This is a genomic window from Streptomyces sp. NPDC001393 (assembly GCF_053597455.1).
Genome location: NZ_JBSFIH010000030.1, coordinates 55,503 through 77,982, shown reverse-complemented (window position 1 = coordinate 77,982; position 22,480 = coordinate 55,503). Strand labels below are relative to the sequence as shown.

Annotated in this window: 21 protein-coding genes and 2 pseudogenes; 7 read left to right on the top strand and 16 right to left on the bottom strand. The window is 70.6% G+C overall.

Annotation, left to right across the window (positions count from 1 at the left end):
* Positions 1–11 precede the first annotated feature (11 nt).
* Positions 12–752 carry a VOC family protein gene (locus ACWC2T_RS28180; RefSeq protein WP_450673153.1) on the top strand — a complete coding sequence of 247 codons (741 nt, stop codon included), beginning with the start codon at positions 12–14 and terminating at the stop codon, positions 750–752.
* A 293-nt stretch (positions 753–1,045) separates the two neighbouring features.
* The gene (locus tag ACWC2T_RS28175; RefSeq protein ID WP_450673152.1) at positions 1,046–1,843 is read left to right on the top strand and encodes a hypothetical protein; all 798 of its coding nucleotides are present in this window, start codon (positions 1,046–1,048) and stop codon (positions 1,841–1,843) included.
* A gap of 338 nt (positions 1,844–2,181) precedes the next feature.
* Here the strand turns inward: ACWC2T_RS28175 and ACWC2T_RS28170 are convergent.
* Positions 2,182–2,582: pseudogene (locus tag ACWC2T_RS28170) on the bottom strand (transposase family protein); the annotation flags it as partial.
* Positions 2,583–3,175: 593 nt separating this feature from the next.
* Here ACWC2T_RS28170 and ACWC2T_RS28165 point away from each other — a divergent pair.
* Positions 3,176–3,679 carry a hypothetical protein gene (locus ACWC2T_RS28165; RefSeq protein WP_450673151.1) on the top strand — a complete coding sequence of 168 codons (504 nt, stop codon included), beginning with the start codon at positions 3,176–3,178 and terminating at the stop codon, positions 3,677–3,679.
* Positions 3,672–4,637, top strand: coding sequence for a reverse transcriptase domain-containing protein (locus tag ACWC2T_RS28160; protein WP_450673182.1), 966 nt, complete (start codon positions 3,672–3,674; stop codon positions 4,635–4,637). The genes ACWC2T_RS28165 and ACWC2T_RS28160 overlap by 8 nt, the downstream gene beginning before the upstream one ends.
* Before the next feature lie 115 nt (positions 4,638–4,752).
* Here the strand turns inward: ACWC2T_RS28160 and ACWC2T_RS28155 are convergent.
* Positions 4,753–5,105, bottom strand: a pseudogene (locus ACWC2T_RS28155) (helix-turn-helix domain-containing protein); the annotation flags it as partial.
* A gap of 419 nt (positions 5,106–5,524) precedes the next feature.
* Positions 5,525–7,414, bottom strand: coding sequence for a hypothetical protein (locus ACWC2T_RS28150; protein WP_450673150.1), 1,890 nt, complete (start codon positions 7,412–7,414; stop codon positions 5,525–5,527).
* Between the two features lie 340 nt (positions 7,415–7,754).
* On the opposite strand from ACWC2T_RS28150, the gene ACWC2T_RS28145 reads away from it, so the two are divergent.
* The 3 genes from ACWC2T_RS28145 to ACWC2T_RS28135 all read left to right on the top strand — a co-directional run bounded on the left by ACWC2T_RS28145 (position 7,755) and on the right by ACWC2T_RS28135 (position 10,184).
* Positions 7,755–8,378 (top strand): DUF6082 family protein, encoded by a 624-nt coding sequence (locus ACWC2T_RS28145; RefSeq protein ID WP_450673149.1) that lies wholly within the window; start codon positions 7,755–7,757, stop codon positions 8,376–8,378.
* 65 nt (positions 8,379–8,443) lie between these two features.
* Positions 8,444–9,507 (top strand): IS630 family transposase gene (locus tag ACWC2T_RS28140; protein WP_450673148.1). Its coding sequence is split into 2 segments (ribosomal slippage): positions 8,444–8,891 and positions 8,891–9,507, totalling 1,065 coding nucleotides; the frame shifts between segments, so codons are not numbered across the junction.
* Between the two features lie 419 nt (positions 9,508–9,926).
* Complete coding sequence (locus tag ACWC2T_RS28135; RefSeq protein WP_450673147.1) at positions 9,927–10,184, top strand: hypothetical protein; 258 nt, start codon at positions 9,927–9,929, stop codon at positions 10,182–10,184.
* Positions 10,185–10,238: 54 nt separating this feature from the next.
* Here ACWC2T_RS28135 and ACWC2T_RS28130 read toward each other — a convergent pair whose 3' ends face one another.
* The 13 genes from ACWC2T_RS28130 to ACWC2T_RS28070 all read right to left on the bottom strand — a co-directional run bounded on the left by ACWC2T_RS28130 (position 10,239) and on the right by ACWC2T_RS28070 (position 22,480).
* Positions 10,239–10,364: a hypothetical protein gene (locus ACWC2T_RS28130; protein ID WP_450673146.1), complete on the bottom strand. Its 126-nt coding sequence runs from the start codon at positions 10,362–10,364 to the stop codon at positions 10,239–10,241.
* Between the two features lie 126 nt (positions 10,365–10,490).
* Positions 10,491–11,255 carry an NADase-type glycan-binding domain-containing protein gene (locus ACWC2T_RS28125; protein WP_450673145.1) on the bottom strand — a complete coding sequence of 255 codons (765 nt, stop codon included), beginning with the start codon at positions 11,253–11,255 and terminating at the stop codon, positions 10,491–10,493.
* A 697-nt stretch (positions 11,256–11,952) separates the two neighbouring features.
* Entirely contained in the window at positions 11,953–12,516 is a 564-nt protein-coding gene (locus tag ACWC2T_RS28120) for a phage tail protein (RefSeq protein ID WP_450673144.1), read from the bottom strand.
* Positions 12,513–14,471, bottom strand: coding sequence for a putative baseplate assembly protein (locus ACWC2T_RS28115; protein ID WP_450673143.1), 1,959 nt, complete (start codon positions 14,469–14,471; stop codon positions 12,513–12,515). The genes ACWC2T_RS28120 and ACWC2T_RS28115 overlap by 4 nt, the downstream gene beginning before the upstream one ends.
* On the bottom strand, positions 14,471–14,893 hold the full coding sequence (locus ACWC2T_RS28110; protein ID WP_450673142.1) for a GPW/gp25 family protein: 423 nt from the start codon (positions 14,891–14,893) through the stop codon (positions 14,471–14,473). The genes ACWC2T_RS28115 and ACWC2T_RS28110 overlap by 1 nt, the downstream gene beginning before the upstream one ends.
* Positions 14,893–15,210, bottom strand: coding sequence for a PAAR domain-containing protein (locus ACWC2T_RS28105; RefSeq protein WP_450673141.1), 318 nt, complete (start codon positions 15,208–15,210; stop codon positions 14,893–14,895). The genes ACWC2T_RS28110 and ACWC2T_RS28105 overlap by 1 nt, the downstream gene beginning before the upstream one ends.
* Positions 15,211–15,296: 86 nt before the next feature.
* Complete coding sequence (locus ACWC2T_RS28100) at positions 15,297–17,120, bottom strand: VgrG-related protein (RefSeq protein ID WP_450673140.1); 1,824 nt, start codon at positions 17,118–17,120, stop codon at positions 15,297–15,299.
* Positions 17,117–17,839: a CIS tube protein gene (locus tag ACWC2T_RS28095; RefSeq protein ID WP_351556570.1), complete on the bottom strand. Its 723-nt coding sequence runs from the start codon at positions 17,837–17,839 to the stop codon at positions 17,117–17,119. Before ACWC2T_RS28095 ends, ACWC2T_RS28100 begins: the two co-directional genes overlap by 4 nt.
* The gene (locus ACWC2T_RS28090) at positions 17,836–18,261 is read right to left on the bottom strand and encodes a phage tail protein (protein ID WP_450673139.1); all 426 of its coding nucleotides are present in this window, start codon (positions 18,259–18,261) and stop codon (positions 17,836–17,838) included. Before ACWC2T_RS28090 ends, ACWC2T_RS28095 begins: the two co-directional genes overlap by 4 nt.
* 23 nt (positions 18,262–18,284) lie before the next feature.
* The gene (locus tag ACWC2T_RS28085) at positions 18,285–21,380 is read right to left on the bottom strand and encodes a hypothetical protein (protein ID WP_450673138.1); all 3,096 of its coding nucleotides are present in this window, start codon (positions 21,378–21,380) and stop codon (positions 18,285–18,287) included.
* Between the two features lie 4 nt (positions 21,381–21,384).
* Positions 21,385–21,543: a DUF6760 family protein gene (locus tag ACWC2T_RS28080; RefSeq protein WP_177235491.1), complete on the bottom strand. Its 159-nt coding sequence runs from the start codon at positions 21,541–21,543 to the stop codon at positions 21,385–21,387.
* On the bottom strand, positions 21,540–22,043 hold the full coding sequence (locus ACWC2T_RS28075) for a hypothetical protein (RefSeq protein ID WP_450673137.1): 504 nt from the start codon (positions 22,041–22,043) through the stop codon (positions 21,540–21,542). Before ACWC2T_RS28075 ends, ACWC2T_RS28080 begins: the two co-directional genes overlap by 4 nt.
* Positions 22,040–22,480: a phage tail protein gene (locus ACWC2T_RS28070; RefSeq protein WP_067132325.1), complete on the bottom strand. Its 441-nt coding sequence runs from the start codon at positions 22,478–22,480 to the stop codon at positions 22,040–22,042. The genes ACWC2T_RS28075 and ACWC2T_RS28070 overlap by 4 nt, the downstream gene beginning before the upstream one ends.

Below are 22,480 nucleotides of genomic sequence, written 5' to 3'. Positions count from 1 at the left end.
GGATCGCCGACATGGCACTGCGACCTGTCATGGTGAACATAAAGGCTCTTGATCCCTCGGCAGTCGGCAGGTTCTGGGCGGAGGCGCTCGGCTGGAGTGCTTACAGTCCCGGCGTGACCACCTACGTCGGACCCGCCGGCGGCCTCGTCTGGCCGGATCCGGTCTTCCTCGGCATCGACGTCGTCCCCGTCCCGGAACCCAGGACATCGGCAAAGAACCGTGTACACCTCGATCTCGCCACCACCTCCGCGGCCCATCAGGCGGAACTGGTCGCGCGCCTGAAGTCTCTCGGTGCGACGCCCGCCGACGTGGGCCAGGGAGAGGTGCCGTGGACGGTCCTCGCCGACCCCGAGGGCAACGAGTTCTGCGTGCTGGAACCTCGCGAGATCTACCGGGACACCGGGCCGATCGCTGCGGTGGTGATCGACTGTGCGGATCCGCGGGCCATGGCCCGGTTCTGGGACGAGGCGATGGACTGGACCCTGCACGAGGTGAGCGACGATCAGGCGGTGTTGCGCTCCGCCAAGGGTACTGGCCCGTATCTCGAATTCCTCCGCACGCCCGACGTGAAGACCGTGCCGGACCGCGTCCATCTCGACCTGCTGCCGTACCCCGGTGACGACAAAGCAGCGGAGGTGGCCCGGCTGCGGGCCCTCGGCGCCACCGACCTCGACCTCGGCCAGGGAGACGTCCCGTGGACGTGCCTGGCCGACCCGGAGGGCCACGAGTTCTGCATCCTCGCCCCGTCCTGACGCGGAGCCTTGGCGACACCCCGATGGGTGAGCCTTGTGTGCTCATGGGCCATGACCCTGGGTCGGTCGGGCTGCGGCGTATCGGTCGATTCGGGCGGCGAGAGCTTGCGTGTAGGGGACGAGATCAGCTCGCTCGCCAACCACAACACTCAACCCGCCAACAAGGTAAAGGAGCGCTTTCACTTGGCGGATGGGCACCTGGATTCGCGGGGTTCAGTGCTTCAGTTGGCGGGTGCCTGGCTTCGAGGCCCAGGTCGCGGGGTGTGTCAGAGGCGCGTGCAACACTGCGGCGCATGTCTCTTGCCGACCTCAGCCTTGATCAGTGGCGGTCACTCGAGCTGCCCACCGCACGTCGCGTCGCTCAGGAGGTGGCGGACCTGGTGGATGGCCGTGTGACCGTCGTCGAGACCATTGAGCACCTCGGTGCTCCGCTGCACCGCGTTCGGATCGAGCGGAATTCACAGGAATTCGCACTGGTCCCCGGTGGTGCACTGACACTCGGATTCGACCTCGACGCCTGGCAACCGACGCCCGAGCAGGCTACCGACTACGCGGAGAGTCTGGATCAGGGCTTCGGCCATGGCCCCGATCTTCGGGCTCACCTCGCGCAGGTGCTCAGCCCACGCCGGAACGTCATCCTGGCGACGGTGCTCATGGCCGTGGAGGACGAGAACCTGACCGTGCCGCCTACCGACATGCCAGCTGCCCTCGCGGCTCGTGGCCTGCGGATGCCGAGTTGCGACGAATGGGAGCACGCCTGTGGAGCCGGCGCGGACACACTGTTCCGGTGGGGCAACGACTGCCCACTCGACGGCATCCCGTACGGGGACCGCACCGGCCCTCAGCAGCAGCTGAGCGCCTTTGGCCTGCGCATCGCCTACGACACCTACCGCGCGGAGCTGACCAGCGACGTCACCGCGGTCCACGGCGGAGATGGCGGCGAGTCGGTGTGCGGGGGTTACGGCCGCTTGCTGGCGTGGCTGCCCCTGGCCACCGCCAACCGCAACCCTTCTATGGCCGAGTTCGTGTACGGACCGGACGGTGAAGACCTCTGCGAGGACTTCTCCACACGGCCTGTGCTCACGCTCTGATCCTGCGGCACTGCCACCGAACCCTGAGCGCCTCAGTTGGCGAAGCCCAGAGCGTTCAGCCTCTGCTCGGTGGCGGTGACGACGGCCGGATCGGAGCAGCGCACGAGCGGGGCGGCTGCAGGACCGGGTAAACGGCCCTCCGCACGTCGGCCGCGGTCTGCTTGCTGGCCGCCCGTTCTCCTCAGCAGCTCAGCCGCGCGACCGAAGCCCACCAGTCCGCGCTGCATGGTCGCAGGCGGCGCCGCCTGCGAAGGCGAGTACCGTCAACAGGAGCGTCCGGCCGGTCCTTCCCACAGCAGACGGTTGGCGGCGGTCGCGGAAACTGAGCCTTTCCAACCTCACGTTGATGCGAGATGAAGGACGAGGACGGCCTTCACGACGTCGGTGATTCGGTTGGTGCTGCAGCGGAGCTTCCGCAGGAGGCGCCACCCCTTGAGGGTGGCCATGGCCTGCTCGCCGAGACAGCGGATCTTGGCGTGGGTGGTGTTGTGGCGGCGCTTCCACCGCTTGAGGCGCCGGCCCCGAAACGGTGCGCGGACGGAGCCGCCAGCGCCCTGACACGCCTTGTCCGCCCAACATCTGAGCCCCACTTCGGTGAGGGCTTCGGTGATCCCGTGCTGTCGCGCGGCGGTCAGGTCGTGAGCCGACCCGGGCAGAGCCGGCGAGGCCCAGAGCAGCCGCCCGAGCGGATCGGCGAGGACCTGCACGTTCTGCCGTGGCGCTTGTGCTTCCCGGAGTGTGCGCCGTGAGGCGCTCGTTGTTCGAGTGGCGGTGAAAGGACGCCACCGTCGTCCTGTCGCAGCAGGGCGGTTGAAGCTGGGGGCAGCCTGAACCGGGAGGTGCCGGGGACGGCGGGAAGCAGCCCCGACAAAGCCGGGACGTGCCAGTACTGCCAGATGGTGCGGGTCCGGCAAGCGAGACGGAGAGGAGTACGCGAGGAACCGGCGTCTACGCCTCCTTAAGGCACGCCAGCTCGAACCTGGTGGATGAGGGCTGGATGCGGTGCGTCCCTGCTGGATATTCGGCTGGCAGGGAACTTCCCGAGTGGTCTATTTCGGTCGCGCGGGGAGGCCACGGTGAAGTGCTGCGGGGTAGCCGTGGCGAGGCCGCGGGGGTATAGCCGGGCTCCTACTCCGGCGATCGAACAGCGAGCGAACACGGGAACCGTCCCGGTTCCGCCCTCCTGCCGCGCATCCAGCTCGGGCTGAGGGCTGGGTCCATCGTCGGCCGATCGGACCGGGACGGGGCGGAGCCGCCGTAGTACTCCGAGCCGGGGAGAGCCCGGCACATGGGGAAGGGCGGCAGCGGTTTCGAGGAGGGAAGGAGGCTGCAATGCCGAAAGACGCACCGCTGAACAGTGGTGCTCCCGAGGCCCCGTTGGGGTCTCACCAGCGGGTATCGGGGATGCAGACCAAGCTTCACCGTTGGGCGGCGGCTGACCATGGCCGCAGGTTCGACGATCTGTTCAACCTCGTATGCGACCCGGCGACGCTGCTCGTGGCGTTCGAACGGGTCGCGGGCAACAAGGGAGCCCGGACCCCGGGCGTCGACGGCCTCACGGTCGTCAACGTCGAGCGGGAACTCGGTCTCCCGGGCTACCTGGAGGACCTGCAACGCGTACTGAAGACGGGTGAGTTCCGCCCGCTGCCGGTGCGCGAACGCAAGATCCCCAAGCCCGGCGGAAGCGGGAAGGTGCGCAGGCTCGGCATCCCGACCGTCTCCGACCGGGTGGTCCAGGCAGCCCTCAAGCTGGTGTTGGAGCCAATCTTCGAGGCCGACTTCCTGCCGGTCTCCTACGGTTTCCGGCCCATGCGGCGCGCACGACGCGATCGCTGAGATCCACCGCTACGGCACCAGCGGCTATCGCTGGGTGCTGGATGCGGATATCGAGGCGTGCTTCGACTCCATCGACCACACGGCCCTGATGGACCGGGTGCGCGCGAGAGTCAAGGACAAGCGCGTGCTGCGGCTGGTCAAGGCGTTTCTCAAGGCCGGCGTCCTCACTGAGGGCGGCGGCCGCGAGGAGACCTTCACCGGCACTCCGCAGGGCGGCATCCTCTCCCCGCTGCTGGCGAACATCGCCCTGTCCGCGCTCGACGAGCACGTGATGGAGCCGTGGGAGCCGGGCGGGAGGATGTCCACCAGAGGCAGGCGCGCACACCATCGTCTCCACGGCCGCGCGAACTGGCGCATCGTCCGCTATGCGGATGACTTCGTCGTCCTGGTCGACGGCAGCCGTGATGACATTGCTCGTCTGCACGAGGACATCGCCGACGTACTGCACCCTCTCGGGCTGAGGCTGTCACCGGCCAAGACTCAGATCGTGCACATGTCGGACGGGTTCGACTTTCTTGGGTTCCACATCCAGTGGCGCCGCAAGCGAGGCTCGAACAAGTGGTACGTCTACACCTTCATCGCCAAGAGGCCCATCCGGCAGCTGAAGGACAAGATCCGTGCCCTGACGAACAGAACGTCGCAGCAGGATCCCGGGACCGTGCTGAGGAGGATCAACTCGATTTTGCGCGGCTGGGTCAACTACTTCAAGCACGCGGTATGCAAGACCACGCTGAAAGCCCTGGACCAGTTCGTATGGCGACGGGTGACCAGCTGGTGGATGGTGCTGCATCGCTGGAGGTGGAAGGACGTCCGCCGACGCTTCACCGACTGCAACGGCCGGTGGCACAAGCTCTCGGCGGACGGGATCGAATTGTTCCCCACGGTCTCGATCGCGGTCACCCGCTACCGATATCGGGGCAACACGATCCCCAACCCCTGGACACTCAACCACGCTTGAACGGCAGAGACCGTGGAGAGCCCGGTGCGGTGAGAGCCGCACGCCGGGTTCGGCGAGCGGCACGGAGAAACGGACCGGTGGCAACGCCGGCACCGCGCTCCGTGCCGACTCAACAGAACGGGCGGTCGGCGGCGATGCGGTCGATCGGCAGCAGGGTGCCGTCGAGGATGACGAACGCCTTCGTCCGGATCGTCCGCATCGCCTTGGCCAGGGACGGGGCGAGGGCGGCCAGGGCCTCGACGGCCTCACGTATGTAGCGGTAGACAGTCGCGACCCCGATGCCGAACCCGGCGGCCAGCTGGGTTAGGTGTCACCGCACCGCAGGTGAGCCAGGGTGCGCAGGGCCTGTCTCGAGGCGGGAAGACGCCGCCAACGCGTCCCGATCTCCTGCCGCCTGGCCTTCAGCCGCGCGGTCAGGAACCGCAGGGTGCGATTGGACAGATCGACCGAGGATGGGCAGACAAGCACGCGAAGCTCCTGGCAGACACGGGTGATCTTGGTCGAGAACCCGTCTACCAGGACCTTCGTCGTCGCGCATGCGTGTCCAGCACACGGTCAGCACCGCCACTGAACTTGATTGAGTGATGTCGGTCAGCCGTCTGTGATCAGGCTGGTGCCGGCGAGGCTGGATCCAGGTGTCGGCGGCCAAGATCCTTTCCCCGAGTACGGCCAGTTATCGCTCCCCATCGAGGCCACCGGGAAGCTCCGTCACAGACCGTGACGTCACCCGCCAAGGGCTCTGCCGCGTGACTCGGGGTGAGTTCTCGTTTGTACTTCTTCCTGGCCGGGCCGCTGAGCGGGGTGCAGGGCGGCCCTGACGGTGTGGCTACTGAGGACGACGGCTTGATGTCGTTTCGTGAGGTGTGCGCCAACCGCATGAAGACGTATCAAGGCCGCACAAGTATTCGCGTGACTCCGGCTACCAGCGTCGTGGCCAGTGTCCAGCCACTGATGATCAGCGCATAGGCCAGCACCTGACTGGACCCGCTCGGATTCCACGCGCCCGATTGACCGAGGTTCACCACCGGCACCAACAGGTCGAGCGTGTAGGCCACCGCATTGAAATGCGGGCCGCCCGTACCCAGCGGTGCAGGACGGTGGGACGCGAAGTAGACCGATCCGGCGGCGAGCAGGCCCAACAACCACAGTCCCGCCAGCCACGGCCGATACCCGTATCCGACCGTTACGTCCTGGAGGAGGCCCCAGATCTTCGCCGGCATGCCCGCCGCCTCACGTCGCCGCCGCTGCTGAGCCAGCAGCACCCGCCGCGACTCGCCATCGCGCCCCACCGCGCGGTAGCACTTGGCCAACTGCTCATAGGGTTGAGGCTGATAAACGTCACGAGCCAGCCACTGCAGTCGCGTCCCGGCTGTCGGCAACGGCATCAGGTCGTCGTAGACGAAGCCGTCCAGGTGCAGCCTGGCAGGCCAGGAGGCGGCGTCGTCCTCGAACGTCGCAGTCCGTGCCCGCCGCAGGTCGACGCTGTGCGCGGAGAATCCGTTGTTGCAGACCACCGCCCCCTCGATGCGCGCGCTGGAGGCATCAAGCGTGCTCAGGTGCGCGCCGGTCAGCGTCAGCGGCCCGACGACACGGGCCGAGTCGAGCCTGACCGCGCCTGACGCCGTGACGCCCGACAGGTCAACGTCGCCCTCGACCGAGATGTGGTCTGCGCGCAGCGCCGTTCCGCTGCGGTCGTCCATCAGGTCGGCGTCGGGCAGGATGAGCCCGCCCTTGATCGTGGCGCCGCTGAGGTCGACGCCGCCGATGACGGTGAACCGGTTACGCGCTGCGGTGTTGCCGCGTCGCGCGAACATCCCGGTGTCGACGCGCAACCCCTGCGCCAGAAGGGCGGGCTCGGGTGGGCGGTGGGGCTCCTCGTGGCTGATCCGGGTGCCGTCCAACTCCAGGTAGCCGCCTATGCGCGCGCCCGGGAGTCGGAACTGTCCGTCGACGAGGACGTCGTGGCAGTACATCGCGGTGTCGACGACGAGCAGGTCGCCGTAGACGGCGGCGCGTGGCGGAGTCCAGTCGCCGTCGGGATTTGGCGGCTCCGGTGGGGGCGCGGTGACGGTGCTTCCGCTGATCTCGATCTCGAAGACGCGTGCCGCGTACAGGCCGATCCCTTCAAGGCGGCAGTTCGCTGCCTGAAACTCCCCGCGGATCTGGGCGCGCGAGGCTTGCAGCTCGGTGAGGTGGCAGCTGCGCAGGCGCACGCTACGCGTTTCGGCTTCGGAGAGGTCCATGCCGTCGTCGAAGGAACACTGCTCGAAGTCGAGTGCGTAAGGGATCTGCGCGTGGGCGAGCACGAGCCGCCCGACGACGCGGACGCCGGCCAGCTTGACGCCCGCACCGACGTTGGCGTCGGGCCTGCTGCCGGTCAGCAGCGCGGCGATCACCTCCGCGCGGATATCGCGGGTGCGCGGCCATGATGCCGCCTGGTCAGGGCCGTCGCCGGGTCCGGAGCGCAGGTCCACCAAGGCACCGGTAGGGAAGGCGTGCCAGAGCCGTTCTTCGGTGGCCGTCAGCGTGCTGATCTCCAGGCTGCTCACGGCACTTGAGCATCGCGGTGCTGGGTCGGCGGCGCAAGGGAATTGCTCGCTGGGCCGGTCGGTCGCAGCGGGCAGGTCTTCGGTCTGCCGCAAGGCATGGCGGCAGCGGGTTGAAGGCCAGGCCGCGACGAAGGCGTCGAGGACGGAGGGCCGGTATTGAAGGCGCTTATGTCCGTTCCGATTCACCTTCTCCAGCTCATCGACGGCGAGCGGGGCCAGGTTGGCCACGACATGGCCCGTGCCGACAGTCACGGAAGGTGACGAAGGCGCGGCCAGATGGCTCCCCGTCACGTGGCCGCCGGTGGGGAATCTGAACTGGCCACTGACATCCAGGACCAGCAGCCTTCGGAGACGGTACTGGACTACGCTGCCCCAGGCTCGGCCTAGTCACCGGGGCAGGCCCGCCTGGGGGGTGGTCTACCTGATAGCACGTCAACGATCCCTGGATGCAGGTCTGCTGGTTCGCCGGACAGGCGCCTTGCTTGGACTTGTAGCTGCCGCTGCGGGCGCCCTGGCTGCAGTTCTGTTGTCGCCTTTCCTCCTGCAGGAGTTCTCCCACTCCAAGGGCGTGGACTGGAACCAGCTGAGTCAGATCGGTGCGGCCTACGGCTTCACGTCGGCAATCGTCTCGGCGCTGGCGCTGACCGGCGTCGCGGCCTCACTGATCGTCCAGAACCGACAGGCCAGGGCCGACCAGGTCCAGGCGATCCGTAGTTACTACCTCGAACTGGTCCGCATGGAACTCGACGACATGCCGCTCTACCAGCCCTGTTGGGGCGACATGGACATAGCCGATCCTCACGAGCAGAAGCGGCACGTCTACGCCGATCTGATGATGAACTACGCGTGGATGGGCTTCGAAGTCGGGACCATTCCCGAGAGCCTACTGCGGGACATGCTCGCCGGGATGTTCACCGGAGAGGCCGGGCGAACCTACTGGATCAGGTCCCGTACCTCCTGGATCGCCAGCGCGTCCGGAAGCCGTCGCGGCCGTCAATTCCTGACCATCGTGGTCGAGGAGCACGATCGCGCTGCCGCCGCCGGGCCACCGACTCGCTCAACCGTGACATCCAGCCCGCCTGGCAGCGCCTCTTCGGCGACATCGCGCGCGTGGCGCACGCCAGTGGGCATCCTGATCGGCCTGGGCGCTGGCTTGGCGGCCGGATCGGTCCTGCGAAGCCGACGGAACTGAACTGGATGGGGTGATGCCCAGCGGTGCGCCTGACGGCGGCCGGCCCGTTCCGATAGCCCTGACGTGTGAGATATGCGCAGGGCGGCGGGTTGACCGACGCCGGGAGGGCCGCACGGGAGCGGGTCCGGCTGCAGGCCGTGGAACGGTTCGAGGGCGGGCAGAAGAACCGGGAGATCGCTGCCGCCTTGCGGGTCAGCGAGCGGTCCGTGGAACGGTGGCGACGTCAGTGGCGCGAGCGGGGCGAGGCCGGTGTCGCGTCGAAGGGATCACCGGGGCGACCGAGGCTCAGCGAGAAGCAGATCGCCAGATTGGAACGGGAGTTGGAGCGTGGACCGCTGGCTCACGGCTGGGCCGACCAGCGGTGGACGCTGGCGCGGATCAAGACGCTGATCGGGCGTTTGTTCCACGTCTCCTACACGGTGGAGGCCACGTGGCGGCTGCTGAGGCGCCACGGCTGGTCCTGGCAGCAGCCAGCCCGGCGGGCGATCGAGCGCGATGACGGGGCCGTCGAGGTGTGGAGGAAGGAGACGTGGTCGCTGGTAAGACAACAGCGGCGGAGCGCGACGCCTGGGTGGTCTTCGAGGACGAAGCCGGGCATTCGATGACGCCGCCGCGAGCCAGGACCTGGGGCCACAAGGGCAGCACGCCCGTCGTGCGGGTGCGCGGCCGGGGCTCGGGCCGCGTGTCCATGGCCGGGCTCACGTGCTACAAGCCGGGGCAGCGGTCCCGGATGTTCTACTCGGTTCGTGAGTACCGGGGCCGCAAGGGCGAGCCGAAGGGCATCGGCTGGCGTGACCTGCGGGACCTGCTGATCAGGGCGCACATCCAGCTCAGCGGGCCGATCGTGCTCGTCTGGGACAACCTGCGCATGCACCTGGCCGAACTCCTGCGCGAGTTCATCGCCAACAACGCCGACTGGCTTACTGTCTTCCAACTGCCGAGCTATTCGCCAGACTTGAATCCGCAAGAGGGCATCTGGTCGCTGGTCAAGCGCGACATCGGCAACCTCGCCGCAGCCGACCTCGGCCAGATCACGAGGGCCGTCAAGCGGAAGCTCAAGCAGATCCAGTACCGCCCGGACCTGGTGGACGGCTGCCTGGCCGGCACCGGCCTGGTCCTGGACGGCTGACCGACATCACGAATTCAAGTTCAGCAGCTTGGAAAAGGCTCCGCGATTCAGAATGCGGTGGTCCAGGTCAAGTCGGGCTCCGGCAAGGGCGCCTTGAAGTAGGCTTTGAGAACTCGGGAATTGACGGACTACCCGGTGATTGCGTATCTCCCGCAAGGTCGCGGAAGTGCGATTAAGAGCCTTGAGCAGGCCGGTATCATAGTTACGCGCGACAAGAATGATCTGCTGGATATCTTGGCTCCATAGCTCAGATCCGGAACCAGGTGCCCATCAAGATAGGAAGATCCATGCGTCCCGCCATTGTCCTCCTCAGCCCGCCGGAGGATCACCAACGGATCGTGACTCGACTTCAGCAAGTCGGGGTCTACAGCAAGGGGACACTCCTCGATCGACTCGATAGAGGAGGGTGCAGCTTCGGTGTGGACACATCCGAAGGCGTCCTGGGTGAATTTGACGAAGCGGAAGTGGATGAAGTCCGTCACAGGATCGGTGATTTTCAAGCGATCTTGCTTGAATACTCCGGGGTATCCTGTATTCGTGACCTATTGGGCGAAACAATTCAGGGGGTCTCGGGATTGCTGGATACTAATTTCGGCGAAATGATCGAATATGAAGAGGTTCTGGCGCGCTTTCGTCGTGAACCTCTTTGGGACTGGCGCTCCGCAGTAGCTGAGTGATTGCCGCATGTCGATCGTCCCGGCGGAGCGCGAGTGGGACCGGAGACGGCTGCCTCATGGCGACAGGCACGTTGCGCCCAGCTGGTTCGACACGGGGTGCTCGGCGGGCAGCTCCGAGTCGTCGATGGCGATCACGGTTCGGGCCCCGATGCCGGTGCTCGACGCGAACGCGGCTGCCATGACCTTGGCCTGGTCAAGGCCAGGGCCGTGAGCCGATGTTCGGTGTGCTGCTGAGCAGTGTCGTGGTGACGCCGGGCGGCACCGGGCCTGTGGCCACACCACGGTGCCGTCATGGGCGCCCGCTGGTCAGCTCCGCTGGAAGAACTCCACCTCGGCGAGCGCGACATGCCGCCCCCCGGAGAGCCCCGTGACCGCCCTCAGCACCAGCCGCACCTTCACCACGTTGTCGATCCCGGTAGCGACGGTCTGGTCTCCCGCCTTGTCGCTGAGGTCGATCTCCTCGTGGTGCACCGAGCCGTCTGCCGAGGTGACCTCCATGTCCATGCGCAGCGCCCGCGCCTCACGGGCGTACTCCTCGGGCTCCTTCGACGCGCCATTGGTGATGATGAGGTCGACCAGCCGGAACGGCTTGCCGAAGGCGAACGTGATCGAGGCTCCGGCCCCCGGCGCCCCCCAGTAGCGGTTGCTGAGCCCGTCCGTGGTGTCCTTCGCCGGATGCCCGGGCACCTCGGCGTCGGCGTGAACGGCCACCGGGGTGATCGCCTTGGCGCCGCTGAGCTTGTCCCGGGTGTCCTCGAGCAGGGCGCGCCCGGCGGGCAGCAGGAAGAACCCGCCCACGCACAGCGCGAGGATCACCACCAGTGTCACCAGTACCCGGATCCAGCGCCCGGACCCCGCCCGGACCCGGCGCCGGAACGGCCAGATCGTCCGCCACCAGGGCAGCTGCTCATGGGCCGCCGCCGGGGTCAGCGGGCTGGCACAGCGGCGGCAGAACCGGCGCTCCGGCGGATTGGGCGTGCCGCACACCGGGCACGGCTCCCCGGCCGCTTCCTCCGGCGCGGCCACGGACCGTACGACCGGCCGCGGCGCGATCGGCTTCGCCGGCTGCACGGGCGCGGGCTGTGCGGGGGCCGGCTGGGCGGCACTCGGCTGTGCGGGGGACGGCTGTGGGGTGGGCGGTTGCGTGGGAGCCCGTGGCGTGACCGGCGGCCGCGTGGGAGCCGGCGATGGCGCGGGCGGTTGCGTGGGGGACGGGGGCGGGGCGGACGGCTGTGCCGAGTCGGACGGACGTACCGAGGGCACGGGCTCGCCGTCGGGGCGGTCCGAGGACGCCGTGGGTGCGGAGGGGCGGTCCGCACCGCCGTGGTTGCCGCGGCTCTCGCTGCCGGTGCCGCTGCCTGTGCTGATCCGGCCGGCGCTCTCCGGGTCGGTGCCGCTGCCTGTGCCGATCGGGCCGGCGCTCTCCGGGTCGGCGCCGCTGCCCGCGGGTTTCCCGCGCGACCTCTCGGCGGCTTGGCCCGTGCGACGCTCATCGGTCGTTCCGGCGCGTGCGGCACCGTCGGGTGTCGGCGCAGGCGCCGGTGTCGGTGTCGGATCGGATTGTGGTTGCGCTCGCGGTCCGTCGCCCTCCGCCGGAGGCGTGGACGGTGGTGGAGGTGTGGGCGTTGGTGTTGGTTCAGGCGTGGGCGACGACGCGGACGTACCTCGCGCGCCCTCTTCGGACCAGTCCAGATACGAACCGCAGTTGCTGCAGAAGTCCTCAGCGGCGTCGTTGGACGCCCCGCACGCGGGACAGGCGCGCATGACGTCAGCTCCCCTCGTCCGCGGGCGGGCCGGGCAGGATCTCCACCCGGCACGAGACATGCACCGGGCACAGGGACCGGACGACCTCCCGGACCCGGCCCGCGTCCACGTGTGGATCGCGGCCCGGCCAGACCCGGACCACCATCTCGCCGGACGGCTCCGGCGGCAGCTCGGTGCCCGCGGTACGGGACCACACCGCCTCGCCGTCACCGACGACATCGGCGTTCACCCCGAGGGTGAGCCGCAGCCGCTCGACCAGGCCACGCCGGGTGCCGCGTCGGCGGTGCAACTCCACGGCGCGTGTCACCGCCTCCCGGCGCAGTTCCGCAGGCCACCCGGCACCGTCGTCGGCGCCCACCCACGACGCCAGCCAGGCGACGAAATCCAGCGGCGCCACGCGCGGGTCGAGATACGCGGGCAGATTGTCGAGAGTCGAGAACACCGGGGCGAGGACGGTGTCCAGCCCGGCGGTGAACCGCTGGGCGAAGTCGTCGTCGGCGTAGAGCGCGGGCAGCAGCCCGCCGATCGGATGCCGGCTCGGCAGTCCGGGTACGGCCGCACGGCTCATGCCCGGCCTCCGGGTTCCAGCGGCTGTACGACGACCTGGTGCTGGTAGGAGAACACCAGCGCGCCCGCGGCCACGTCGATGCGGTCCACCGGCGTTCCGCGCCGCCCGGTGATCGGGTCGGCGGCGAACAGCCGTATCTCCTCCACCAGCGCGTTGCCGGTGGCGCGTTGCAGCAGGCCGAAGATCTCGCCGTACTGCACCGGCCGCCCGAAGGGCCAGCCGGTGCCGTCCGGACCGCCGTGCAGCGGGTTGAGGTAACCGAACAGTGCGGCCAGGGCTGCGTCGCGTACCCGGTCGGTGTCCTCGGGCGCCGCCGCGAGCCGGGCGACGACCGTGACGCCCTGGTACACCGGCGGCTCCACCACCAGCCGGGTGCCGATCAACCGTCGCTCGTCCAGGCTCTCGGTGATCGCGGCGAGTACCTGGTCGGAGGGGATCAGCTGCTCGAAGCGGAGCCGGTCCCCGTCGTCCGCGACGGCGTCCGGCACCACCAGTACCCGTACCGCGGCAGCCCCTTCGGCCGCCGGCAGACAGCGCACCCGGCGCACCGAGGGGGCCGCCTGTCGGCTGATGATCTCGTAGTCCTCGGCGGTCACCGCGCGGTCCTGCATCCGCAGCGCGTCCGGCGCCCGCAGCTTGGCGTTGGCGACGGTCTCGCCCTCCACCCCGCCGCGTGCCGCCTCTCGGTTGGTGACCCGGGCGACGTACGGCACGGAACTGCGCAGCACCGAGATCGCGCCCCGCGCCACGTTGCCGGCCTGGCCGCCGCCGGTGCGATAGCGGGACACCCGGATGTGGGCGCCCTTCTCGGGCACCGCGCCGCACAGCCGGAGGGTGCCGTCCGGCTCACGCAGGGCCGGCGGGAAGGTGAACTCGCCGGTGGTCGCGTCCACCCGTACGTGCCGGTCGTCGGGAGCGGAGCGGCCGAAGTGTTCCACGACGCTCCAGCGCTGCCAGCCGTCGGCCGAGGAGACCTCCACCACCGGCGGCTCGCCGTCCAGCAGCACCGGCGGCCGGCCGAGCCGGAACGTCTGGCCGGGCACCCCCTCCGACGTGCCGAGCGGTACGTCCGTGACGGTCTCGGCGTGCTCGACGGCGATGGTGCCGCCGACCGTGAACACGGACGCCTCACGCACCGTCGGGGACTCCGCGTAGAACGGCTGTCCCGGCTCCGGCTCGGTGACCCGGCAGCGCAGCCAGCCCGCACGCGTCCCGCCGATCACGGACGCCGTGTGCCCGGCGGGGACGTGCACGATCACCTCGCCGGGCCGGTTGAGGCCGCCCGTCGTGTCCGAGCCGGTCTCGCACACCAGCCAACGACCGCCGTCCCAGGCCTCCCACACCAGAGGCGGCTGGCGCGGGTCCACGCCGACGCCCTCCACCCGGCTGTCCAGGCGTACGGCGACGATGCACCGGGGTACGGCCGTGGGCAGCCCGAACAGCACGGCGTCGCCGGGCTCGGGCGCCGTCTGGAAGCACCGTACGTCGCGGCCTTCGCCCAGCTCACGGGTCCGGTCGGTCTGCTCGCCGGTCCGGGGCGCGGTCACCAGCCGGTTCAACTCGCTCGGCACGATGCGCAGTTCGTCCGTGGTCGCGAACACCACGGGCTCCTCCGCCTCGCCGTCGCCCGTGGTCACCTCGGTGCCGGGGGGCAGCGTCACCGTGTCGGGCTGCGGCGCGGACAGCCAGAAGTCGACCTCGGCCCCGGCCGCCGCCGGCGGGAACAGGCGGATGCCCAGCAGGTCCAGGAAGGCGGTGTAGTTCTTGTCGGGCACCCGGTTCAGCCGGTACAGCAGCTGGTCCACGATGTACGCGAAGGTCTCGATCAGGGTGACACCGGGATCCGAGACGTTGTGGTCGGTCCACTCCGGTGCGCGCTGTTGCACATACCGTTTCGCCTCGTCGACGAGTTGCTGGAACCGCCGGTCGTCCAGGTTGGGGGAGGGCAGGGCCATCAGTCCGCGACCACTTCCTCGGCCCCCTCCTCGGAGGGGATCGTGTAAAAGGGAAACACCAGGTTGCGCCGGTCGTTGGTGGACCGCACCGTGTAGCGCACGTCGATGTAGAGGGTTCCGTCGTCCACCGCGTCGAAGGCCACCACCACGTCGTCCACGCTGATCCGCGGCTCCCACCGCTCCAGCGCCTCGCGCACCTGCTGGGCGATCCGCCCGGCGGTGGCGCCGTCGCCGGGTGCGAAGACGAAGTCGTGGATGCCGCAGCCGAACTCCGGGCGCATCGGGCGTTCTCCGGGCGCGGTGCCGAGCACCAACCGGATCGCCTCCTCGATCTCCCGTTCCCGCTCCACCATGGCGATCCCGCCGGTCGGCCCGACCCGCAGCGGGAACGCCCAGCCTCGCCCGATGAACCGCTCGCTCATCACAGGCCTCCGATCCGGACGTTCAGGGCGCCGAGCTGGATCGTGGCGCCGCACGTGGTCTGGTCGCCCGCCCGTGCGGCCGGCAGCCCGCCGATGAGCACCTCGCCCGAGACCAGCCCGGCCGGGTTGGGCATGACCACGTTCCCCGGGCCCAGGGCGGCGTGCGGCGGCACCACACAGGTGTGCAGGCTTCCCACGACGGCGGCGGGACGGCCGCCGATCAGCACGCGCGCCACCGCCATGGCGGCGCCGGGCGGCGGGGAGGCGATCACACCCCCATGACTGGTGGGGTCGCCGGTACGGGCTGCGCCGGGCATGCAACGGGCTCCTCGAAGCGGTTCGTGGCCCCCCAAGGAGCCTGTGGTGAAAGCAATATGACGTACTGTCAGAGATGGGCCGAATGTCAATTGATACGCACGAGATCCGCCTTCAGCACTCCGAGCAGGCCGCCGTCGAGCGTGAGGTCCGTCTGCCCCGCGACGCTCACCGACCGGCCGCCGACCCTGACCGTGTTGGTGCCGTCGATCTCCACGGTGCCGCCCTTCACGCTGACCTTCCCGGTCTTCGCGTCGAGCGTGATGCCCTGGCCGTCCATCACCACCGAGGACAGCACCCGTCGGCCGCCGGCCGCGTACACCGTCAGCTCGAGCCGGTTGCTCCGGTCGTCCAGCAGCACCTCAAGCCGTTCGTCCGCGGTACGAAGCCGTACCCCGGACGGTCCCGTCGGAGGATCCAGCAGCTCCAGCCGGTGCCCCGAACGTGACACCACCGAACGGCGGTTGACCTTGCCGCTGGTCCCGTCCACGAGGGGCACGTCGTGCTTCGAGGGCCGGTCCACGCCGTTGTACAGACCGCCGATGACATACGGACTGTCCAGCAGGCCCTGCTCGAAGCCGACCAGCACCTCGTCGTTGACCTCGGGGCTCACCACACCGCCCCCGCCCTTGCCGCCCCACTGCACCGTACGCACCCAGTCGGTCACATAGGTGTCGTCCAGCCAGGGGAACTTGAGCCGGACCCCGCCGCTCTGCGCGCCGCCCGGCTCCCGCACGTCCGTCACCACCCCGATCGCGAGGCCCGGCATGCGCGGACCCCGCCCGGGCGCGTTCGCACCGGTCACGAGGCCGGCCAGGGACCGGTCCGGGCTGGCGCTCACCCACACCGTGGTGCGGTAGCCACCGTGCGGTTCCAGGGTGTGCTGCACCGCCGTGGACGTGTACTTGCCGGAGAACGCGGGCCCCACGTTGCCGAGCGCGACCGGCCGGCCCGCCCGCAGCCGCGGATTGCCCTCCGCCAGGGCCTCCACCTCACCGAAACCCGCACTCACCTGACCGGCGACCGCACCGGCGGCCGCCGTCGTCTCGGCCTGTGTACGGTACGGCGTGTCCGTCACCGTCAGCTTCGCCGACTTCCCGAACCGGGCGCCGAACTGCGGGGCCAGACCGGGCAGTACGGTGTCGCTGGTCACCGACTGCTGCCGGGCCACCAGCGGCGTCTTGGTGGCGACGTCCCAGCCGCGCACCTCGACCTGGGACGCCCCGTCCGCCCCCGACAGCGCGGCCCGCAGCGCCAGCAGATTCCGCCCGTACTCCAGCACCATCGGACTCTGCGTCGCCGAAGTCGACGGCGCGGGCGCACCGGAGGCCTTCTCGGGCTTGGTGAACTGCAGCACGCCCTTGTCGTCGACCCGCACCTGCGCACCGCTCTCGCCCGCCAGATACTGCAGGAAGTCCCAGTCGGACACATTGGCCTGCGACAGCTGCTTGTACGTGACCGGCGCCACCTCCACCTTCCCGACCGGCAGCCCCGCCCCGGCGGCCACCTTGCGGACGATGGCCGCGGCCGTCATGTTCCGGTACGCCACCACCTTCCGCCCGCGCTGCAGCCGGTGCGCGACGGAGTAGGCGCGGACGACCGTGAACGACCCGGTGCCGTCCCGGTCGATCTCCACCGCCGTGACCTCGCCGTTGAACAGCCGCTCCCGCGCCTGCCCGGCCACCGTCACCACCGACACCCGCAGCGGGGTGCCCAGCGTGATGCCGGTCGACTTCAGGAACTCGTGATCGGGATCGCGGTAGGTGAGCACGGCCGTGTCCGGAAGGCCCACGTTCTCGTCCACCACACAGCTCACCAGCTGCGCGGCCCAGATCTGCGGCAGCTCACCGGGCGCCTCCACGACGGGGTCCGCCGCGAAGGACCGGCCGCCCCGCGCCTCGGGTGTGGTCACCGCTCCTCCTCACCGTCCGCGTCCCCGAGCGCCGGCACCACCAGCTCGGTGCCGGGCACGAGGGCCATCGGGTCGTCGATTCCGTTCGCCTCCGCGATGACCCGCCACGCCGTCGCGTCGCCGTACTCCCGCCAGGCCAACAGCGCCAGGCCGTCCCCGGCCACGACCGTGTGCGTGCTGCGGGCCGTACGGGCGCCGGACGTCGGGTTCTGTCCCGGTGGGTCGACGCTCGCCTCCTCCACCGACAGCGAACAGGTCGCCCGCAGCGGCTTGCCGTCCACGTCGAACAGCGTGTACGTCACCGACAGGCTGGAGAGCACGCCGTCGAACGACGTCGTCCGGGCCGTGCCCCACTCGAACCGCACCCAGGGACTGGCCGGTTTCTTCCGCGCGAGGCTCGCCGGGCTGGGCACACACGCCTTCATCAGCGTCTCCACCGCCTGCTCCACCGAGTTGTCATGGGTCGACGTCGCGTCGAGGAAGACCTCCAGGCTCAGCTGCCGCGGCCCGCTGCCCACGAACTCCGGCAGCGCCGACTGCCCCGCCATCCGCGACGGGGTGCGCCGCCACTCGGTGGTCTTGCTCAGCTGCAGGGTGCTGGGATTGAACTGGAGGTTCAGCCGCGCGATCGTCCCTCCGGGCTTCGCGCCGACCGCCGCCGGGGGTTCCTTCAGGGTCAACTGGGCCCTGGCCCGGCTCGTCCGCATGGCAGGCATCAGGAAGGCCTCAGTCCCCCGTGGGCGATCTCCAGCGTCTCCACCGCCGCCTGCGAGGAAGTCGGATCGAACGACGGCCCCTGCCAGCGCACCGGCACGATGCCGAGCACCTGCCAGCTGATGATGCGGGTCAGATCCGGCTTCAGGGCCACGATCTCGCCGTCCTTGGGCTCCACACGCCGCAGCGTCTCGTCGAGCCAACGCGCGATCTTCGCGGTGTCGGCGGTGACCGGCCGGCTGAGAGTGATGTTCGACCAGGTGACCCGGCCGGGCAACTGCCAGGTGAAGCCGTTGTTCCCGCCCTCGGCGTAACTCTCCATCTCCACCTCGGCCCCCATACCGGAGCAGGTGTGGAAGGCCCCCAGATCGTTGCCGCCGATCGCGAGCCGGAAGAACACGCTCGTCGCGAAGATGTTGTCCGTCATCCGTTGGTCATCCGTTCCAGTCCTCAGCGGCGTCCGTCGTAGGGGCGGCCCGCACGTTCGCGGCCACGCCGCAGATCGGCGCGGAGCAGCCGGGCCAGCGGGTCCAGCAGCCGCCGCGCCAGCTCGTCCAGGTCGACCACGGGCTCCTGCCGCGCCCCCACCGGCCCCAGCCTCCCGGCACCGGCCGTCCCGGGCACCGACGGCGCGGAGGACGACCGTTGCCGTCCTCGCGGGGGCACGGCCGTCACGGACACCCCGGCGGACACGGCGCCGCCCCCGGCTCGGGCCGCCTCGCGCTGCACGGCCGGCCCCGTGGGGCCGGAGGCCCGCGGCGGCGCCGTCGTGGGCGCGGTCGGTGCGGTACGGGCGGCGCGGACCACCGGCACGAGCGGGGGGACGGCAGCCGGGGCGTACGGCTGCTCCTGGAGCGGTGATGCCTGCGGATCGGACCATGGCAGGCTGAGCGGCCGTACGGCCATGTCACCGCCGGCGGTGGCGCGTTGGACGGGCGGAACAGGCCGTACGACGCGTACGACCCGTGGGACGGGCGGGGTCGGCCGCACTCCGGGCACGGTCTGCCGGGTCTGCGATGGACCGGAAGCACCGGAGGGCGGGTCGGCCGACCCCGAGGGCACCGGACCGGCAGCGGCACGCTGCACGTGCGGCACCTCGGGACCCGGCACGGACGAGGGCGCGGTTGCGCTCAGGGCAGGGGCCGGGGCGCGGCGCCAGGACGCGACGACGACGGGCCGCTCGGCTGCGCGGGTTCCCGTGGGCGGCGCGACGCCTTCCGGCGCACGGGTGTTGACGCTGAGCGGCCGTGCGGCGAGCAGGGCGAGGCTGCGGGGTGCGGACCGCTGCCCCTGAGCCGGGAGCGGTCGGCGCCGGATGACGCCGGGTGCGTCCACACCGTCGGTGCCGGGGCCCGGCCGGGCAACGGTGACCGAGCGGGCGACGACCAGCGGCGCCGGTCCGCTCATGCCCGCGTTGCCCGCCGCGGTGGCCCCACGGGCCGGCGTTCTACCGCCGGCCGAGGTCACGGCGCCTTCCGCCGTGCCCGCCGGCGTCGGCGCCGACGCCTCGCGGGACGTGAGCGCCTGGCCCGGTGAGGGGGACGGGTGTGTCTGCGGGGCCCTGCGCTGCACGGCATCGGCCGCGGAGGCGATCCCGGTGGAACCGGATCCGACCGCGGTGGAAGGCGCCGATTGCGGGGCGACCGGAGTGACCAGAGGCGTGGCGGAAACGTCCGAGGCGCTCGACGCAGGGAGCGAAACCCCTTGGACCACTGGTGAGCCGGGGCTGCCGCCGCCGCTCTCGGTGTTCGTTGCGCCCAGTAGCGGCGCGGAGGGCTTCCAGGCACCGGAAGCGGTCGCGGGCGTGTCCGTGACGGTGCGGTCCGGGCGCACCGGGGTGCGCTGGATGCGCGCGACGGCCTCGGCGCCACCGGGGCCGGCCGGGGGTGTCGCGTCCGCGGTCGGTGGCATCGCGGACAGCGGCGCCCCGAGTCCACCACGGGCACGGGCACGGGCGACGGACGGCTCGGGTACGGTCGCTGCAGTACGGGGCGTTCCGGTCGTCCGAGTCTGGGTCTGGGGCTGGGCCTGGGGCTCGAGCCGCGGCTGGATCTGGTGCCGGGTCCGGGGCGTTGCGGGGTCCGCGCCGTGCGGGCCCGGCGTGGCACCGGTCCCAGGAGCGCTCGCCTGGCGCTGCACGATCGGGAGCTCCGGTGCGGCCGACGGGTGTGTGCCGGTGGTCGGACCGGTCGCCTCGGGCCCGTCGGTGGTCAGTGGCCTGGCGGTGGCGGGAAGTTCCGACAGGGGAGCGCCGAGGGGTGCCCGGCTGTCGGGGCGTGCCGGGCCGGCGGTGCGCTGCACGGGAGGCACGGGGTTCGGCGTTGCTCCAGCGATGGTTGCCGGCACCACGTCAGGGCCCGCAGGGGGGCGAGGGGCCTCGGGGTCGGGCCGAAGGACCGCGATGCGGCGCACCGGCCTGGCCGGCCGCCGGGCGACGGTCAGCGAAGGGCCGAGCGGCCGAGGGCGCACGGAGCGGGTGCCGGTGGTGCCCGACGCGCGGGCCGGGGTGGCGGAGACGTCGGGCGCCGGCGTGGCGGGGGATGTGTGTTCCGGCGTGCCGTTCGTGTCCTGACCGGGCGGCGCGGTGCGGCCGGTGTGCGCAGCCGTACCGGGGCCGGAAGCGGGCCGGGGTGCGGGGCTGTCTCCCGGGGAGCGGGGCACCACGGCGATCCGTCGGACGACCGGCAGGTCGGGGCCGATGGCCGGGCGACCCGGATCGGCGGCGGACCGCTGAACGGGAGTGTCCGGTGCCGCGACGGTCACCAGGGGGTCGGTGGCAACGAGGGCACGGCTCGGCGATGTCTCGGCCGAGCGCTGCACGGAATGCGGAGCGGCCTGGCCGGACTGCCCGACCCCGACCGAGGCCGCCGAAGCGGTCGACCCGGCGCTGTCACTGCTTCCGACGCCGCGAGGAGTCGCGCTCGGTTCCGCGGCCGCCGTTCCGGCGGAGCCCGGCGAGTCGCTGCCCGCCCGCTGCCGGGACCCGGAATCCTGCCGCCTGCCGGTGTCGTGGGGCCGGGCTCCGGGTCGTGTCCTGCGGGACACCTGCGGCACGGGCGCAGCGGACCGCTGTTGCGCGCCGGCTGCGTCCGGACGCGCCTCGCCGGGTTCCTCGGCGCGCGGACCGGTCTCTGCGGCCTCCTCGGCCTGCTGACGCGGTACGCGCAGCAGCAGGGGGCCGCCGGCGGTGTGGGTGGCGCGCGGCGCGACCGGCCCGGTGACGCCGCGCATCAGGCCGACCGGCGCGGAAGGCAGCAGTGCGTGGCCGAGACCCGCGTCGAACGACGGGTCCTGCCAGGACGCGAGACCCGAGCGGAAGGCGAGGCCGTCGCTCACACCGAGCGGGGCGCGGGCCACCGTCAGCGTCGGCGGCGGCGTACGGCGCCACCCGCCGTCCCAGTCGTGGGGCACGGTCGGGCCGGCCGCCCCGGACGCGGGCGTGCTCATGGCACGCGGCGCGGCCTGCTGCGTGGAGCCGGGACCTGCCGGGGTGCCGCCGGCACCTGGCGCCGTGGCCCGGCGGCGCAGTCTGTCCCGCCATGCCATGAGCTCAACCACCTTCGTTCACACGGGTGTTGATACGGGCGATCTCGGTCACCCACTGCCGCCGCTCGGCGTGGGTGAGGTCGAGGATCTCCTCGCGCTGCCAGTGGAAGTGGTAGGCGATGTACGCGATCTCCTCCCGCAGCCGGGGGAGTGCGTACGTCACGATTCCCCCAGGCGCCCACCCGAGAGGTCGACCTCGAAGCCGCCCTCGCAGTGCGGGCAGACCACCGCCGCGCGGGTGTGGCCCTCGCTGTTGACACGGCGGTAGAAGTCCTGGAGGAACGCGACGTCGGTGGCGTACATCCGCTCCACGATCCCCGCGTGCACATCGGTGATGGTGCCGAGTCGGGTGATCACCTGGCTCAGCAGCACCACGCTCAGATACGCCGGGTTCTCCTTGACTCGCAGATCGATCTGCGGCCGCAGCTCGTCCCGGGCGGTGGCCAGACGCATGGCGCCGTGCCGGTGGAGCGTGCCCGCCTCGTCCACGTACCCGCGCGGCAGCTCGAACTCGAACTCGGTGCGCAGCCCGTGGTCCTGAGAGGGCGCGGGTCGGGCGGCCGGAGCCTGCGGCGGAGCCTGGAACTGATCGGCCGCCTGAGCGGGGGCCGTCGCCTCCAGGAACTCCTCCAGGTTGCCGGCCGTGACGGTACGGCGCCTCATTCGACGACGATCTCCTCGAACACGATCGTGACGGTCTCGGTGGCCGCGGAGGACTCGCCGGCCTTGAGGGAGGGCCCCTCCCACTTGGAGGCCCAGCCGTTCATCAGCTGGATACGGCGGACCGTCTCGCCCTTGGTGTCCTTGATCTCGATGGTCAGGTTCTGCCGGGCGGTGTCGACGGCACCGTTGTTCAGCGTCTCCTTGATCCACTTGGTGAACTCGCTGCTCTTGTCGAGTCCCCGGGTGATCGTGATCTCGCCGGCCTGTCGTGCCCCGGGCTGCTTGCGGATGATCTGCTTGCCCGTCGACGTGACCTGCTTGACCTCGACGACCTCCTCCTCGACGGAGAAGCCGCTGATCTCCTGGATCGACTCGACCATGTACCCGCCGAGCTGCACGCCGAAGACGTGAGTGGAGAGAGCATCGCCTTCTGCCAT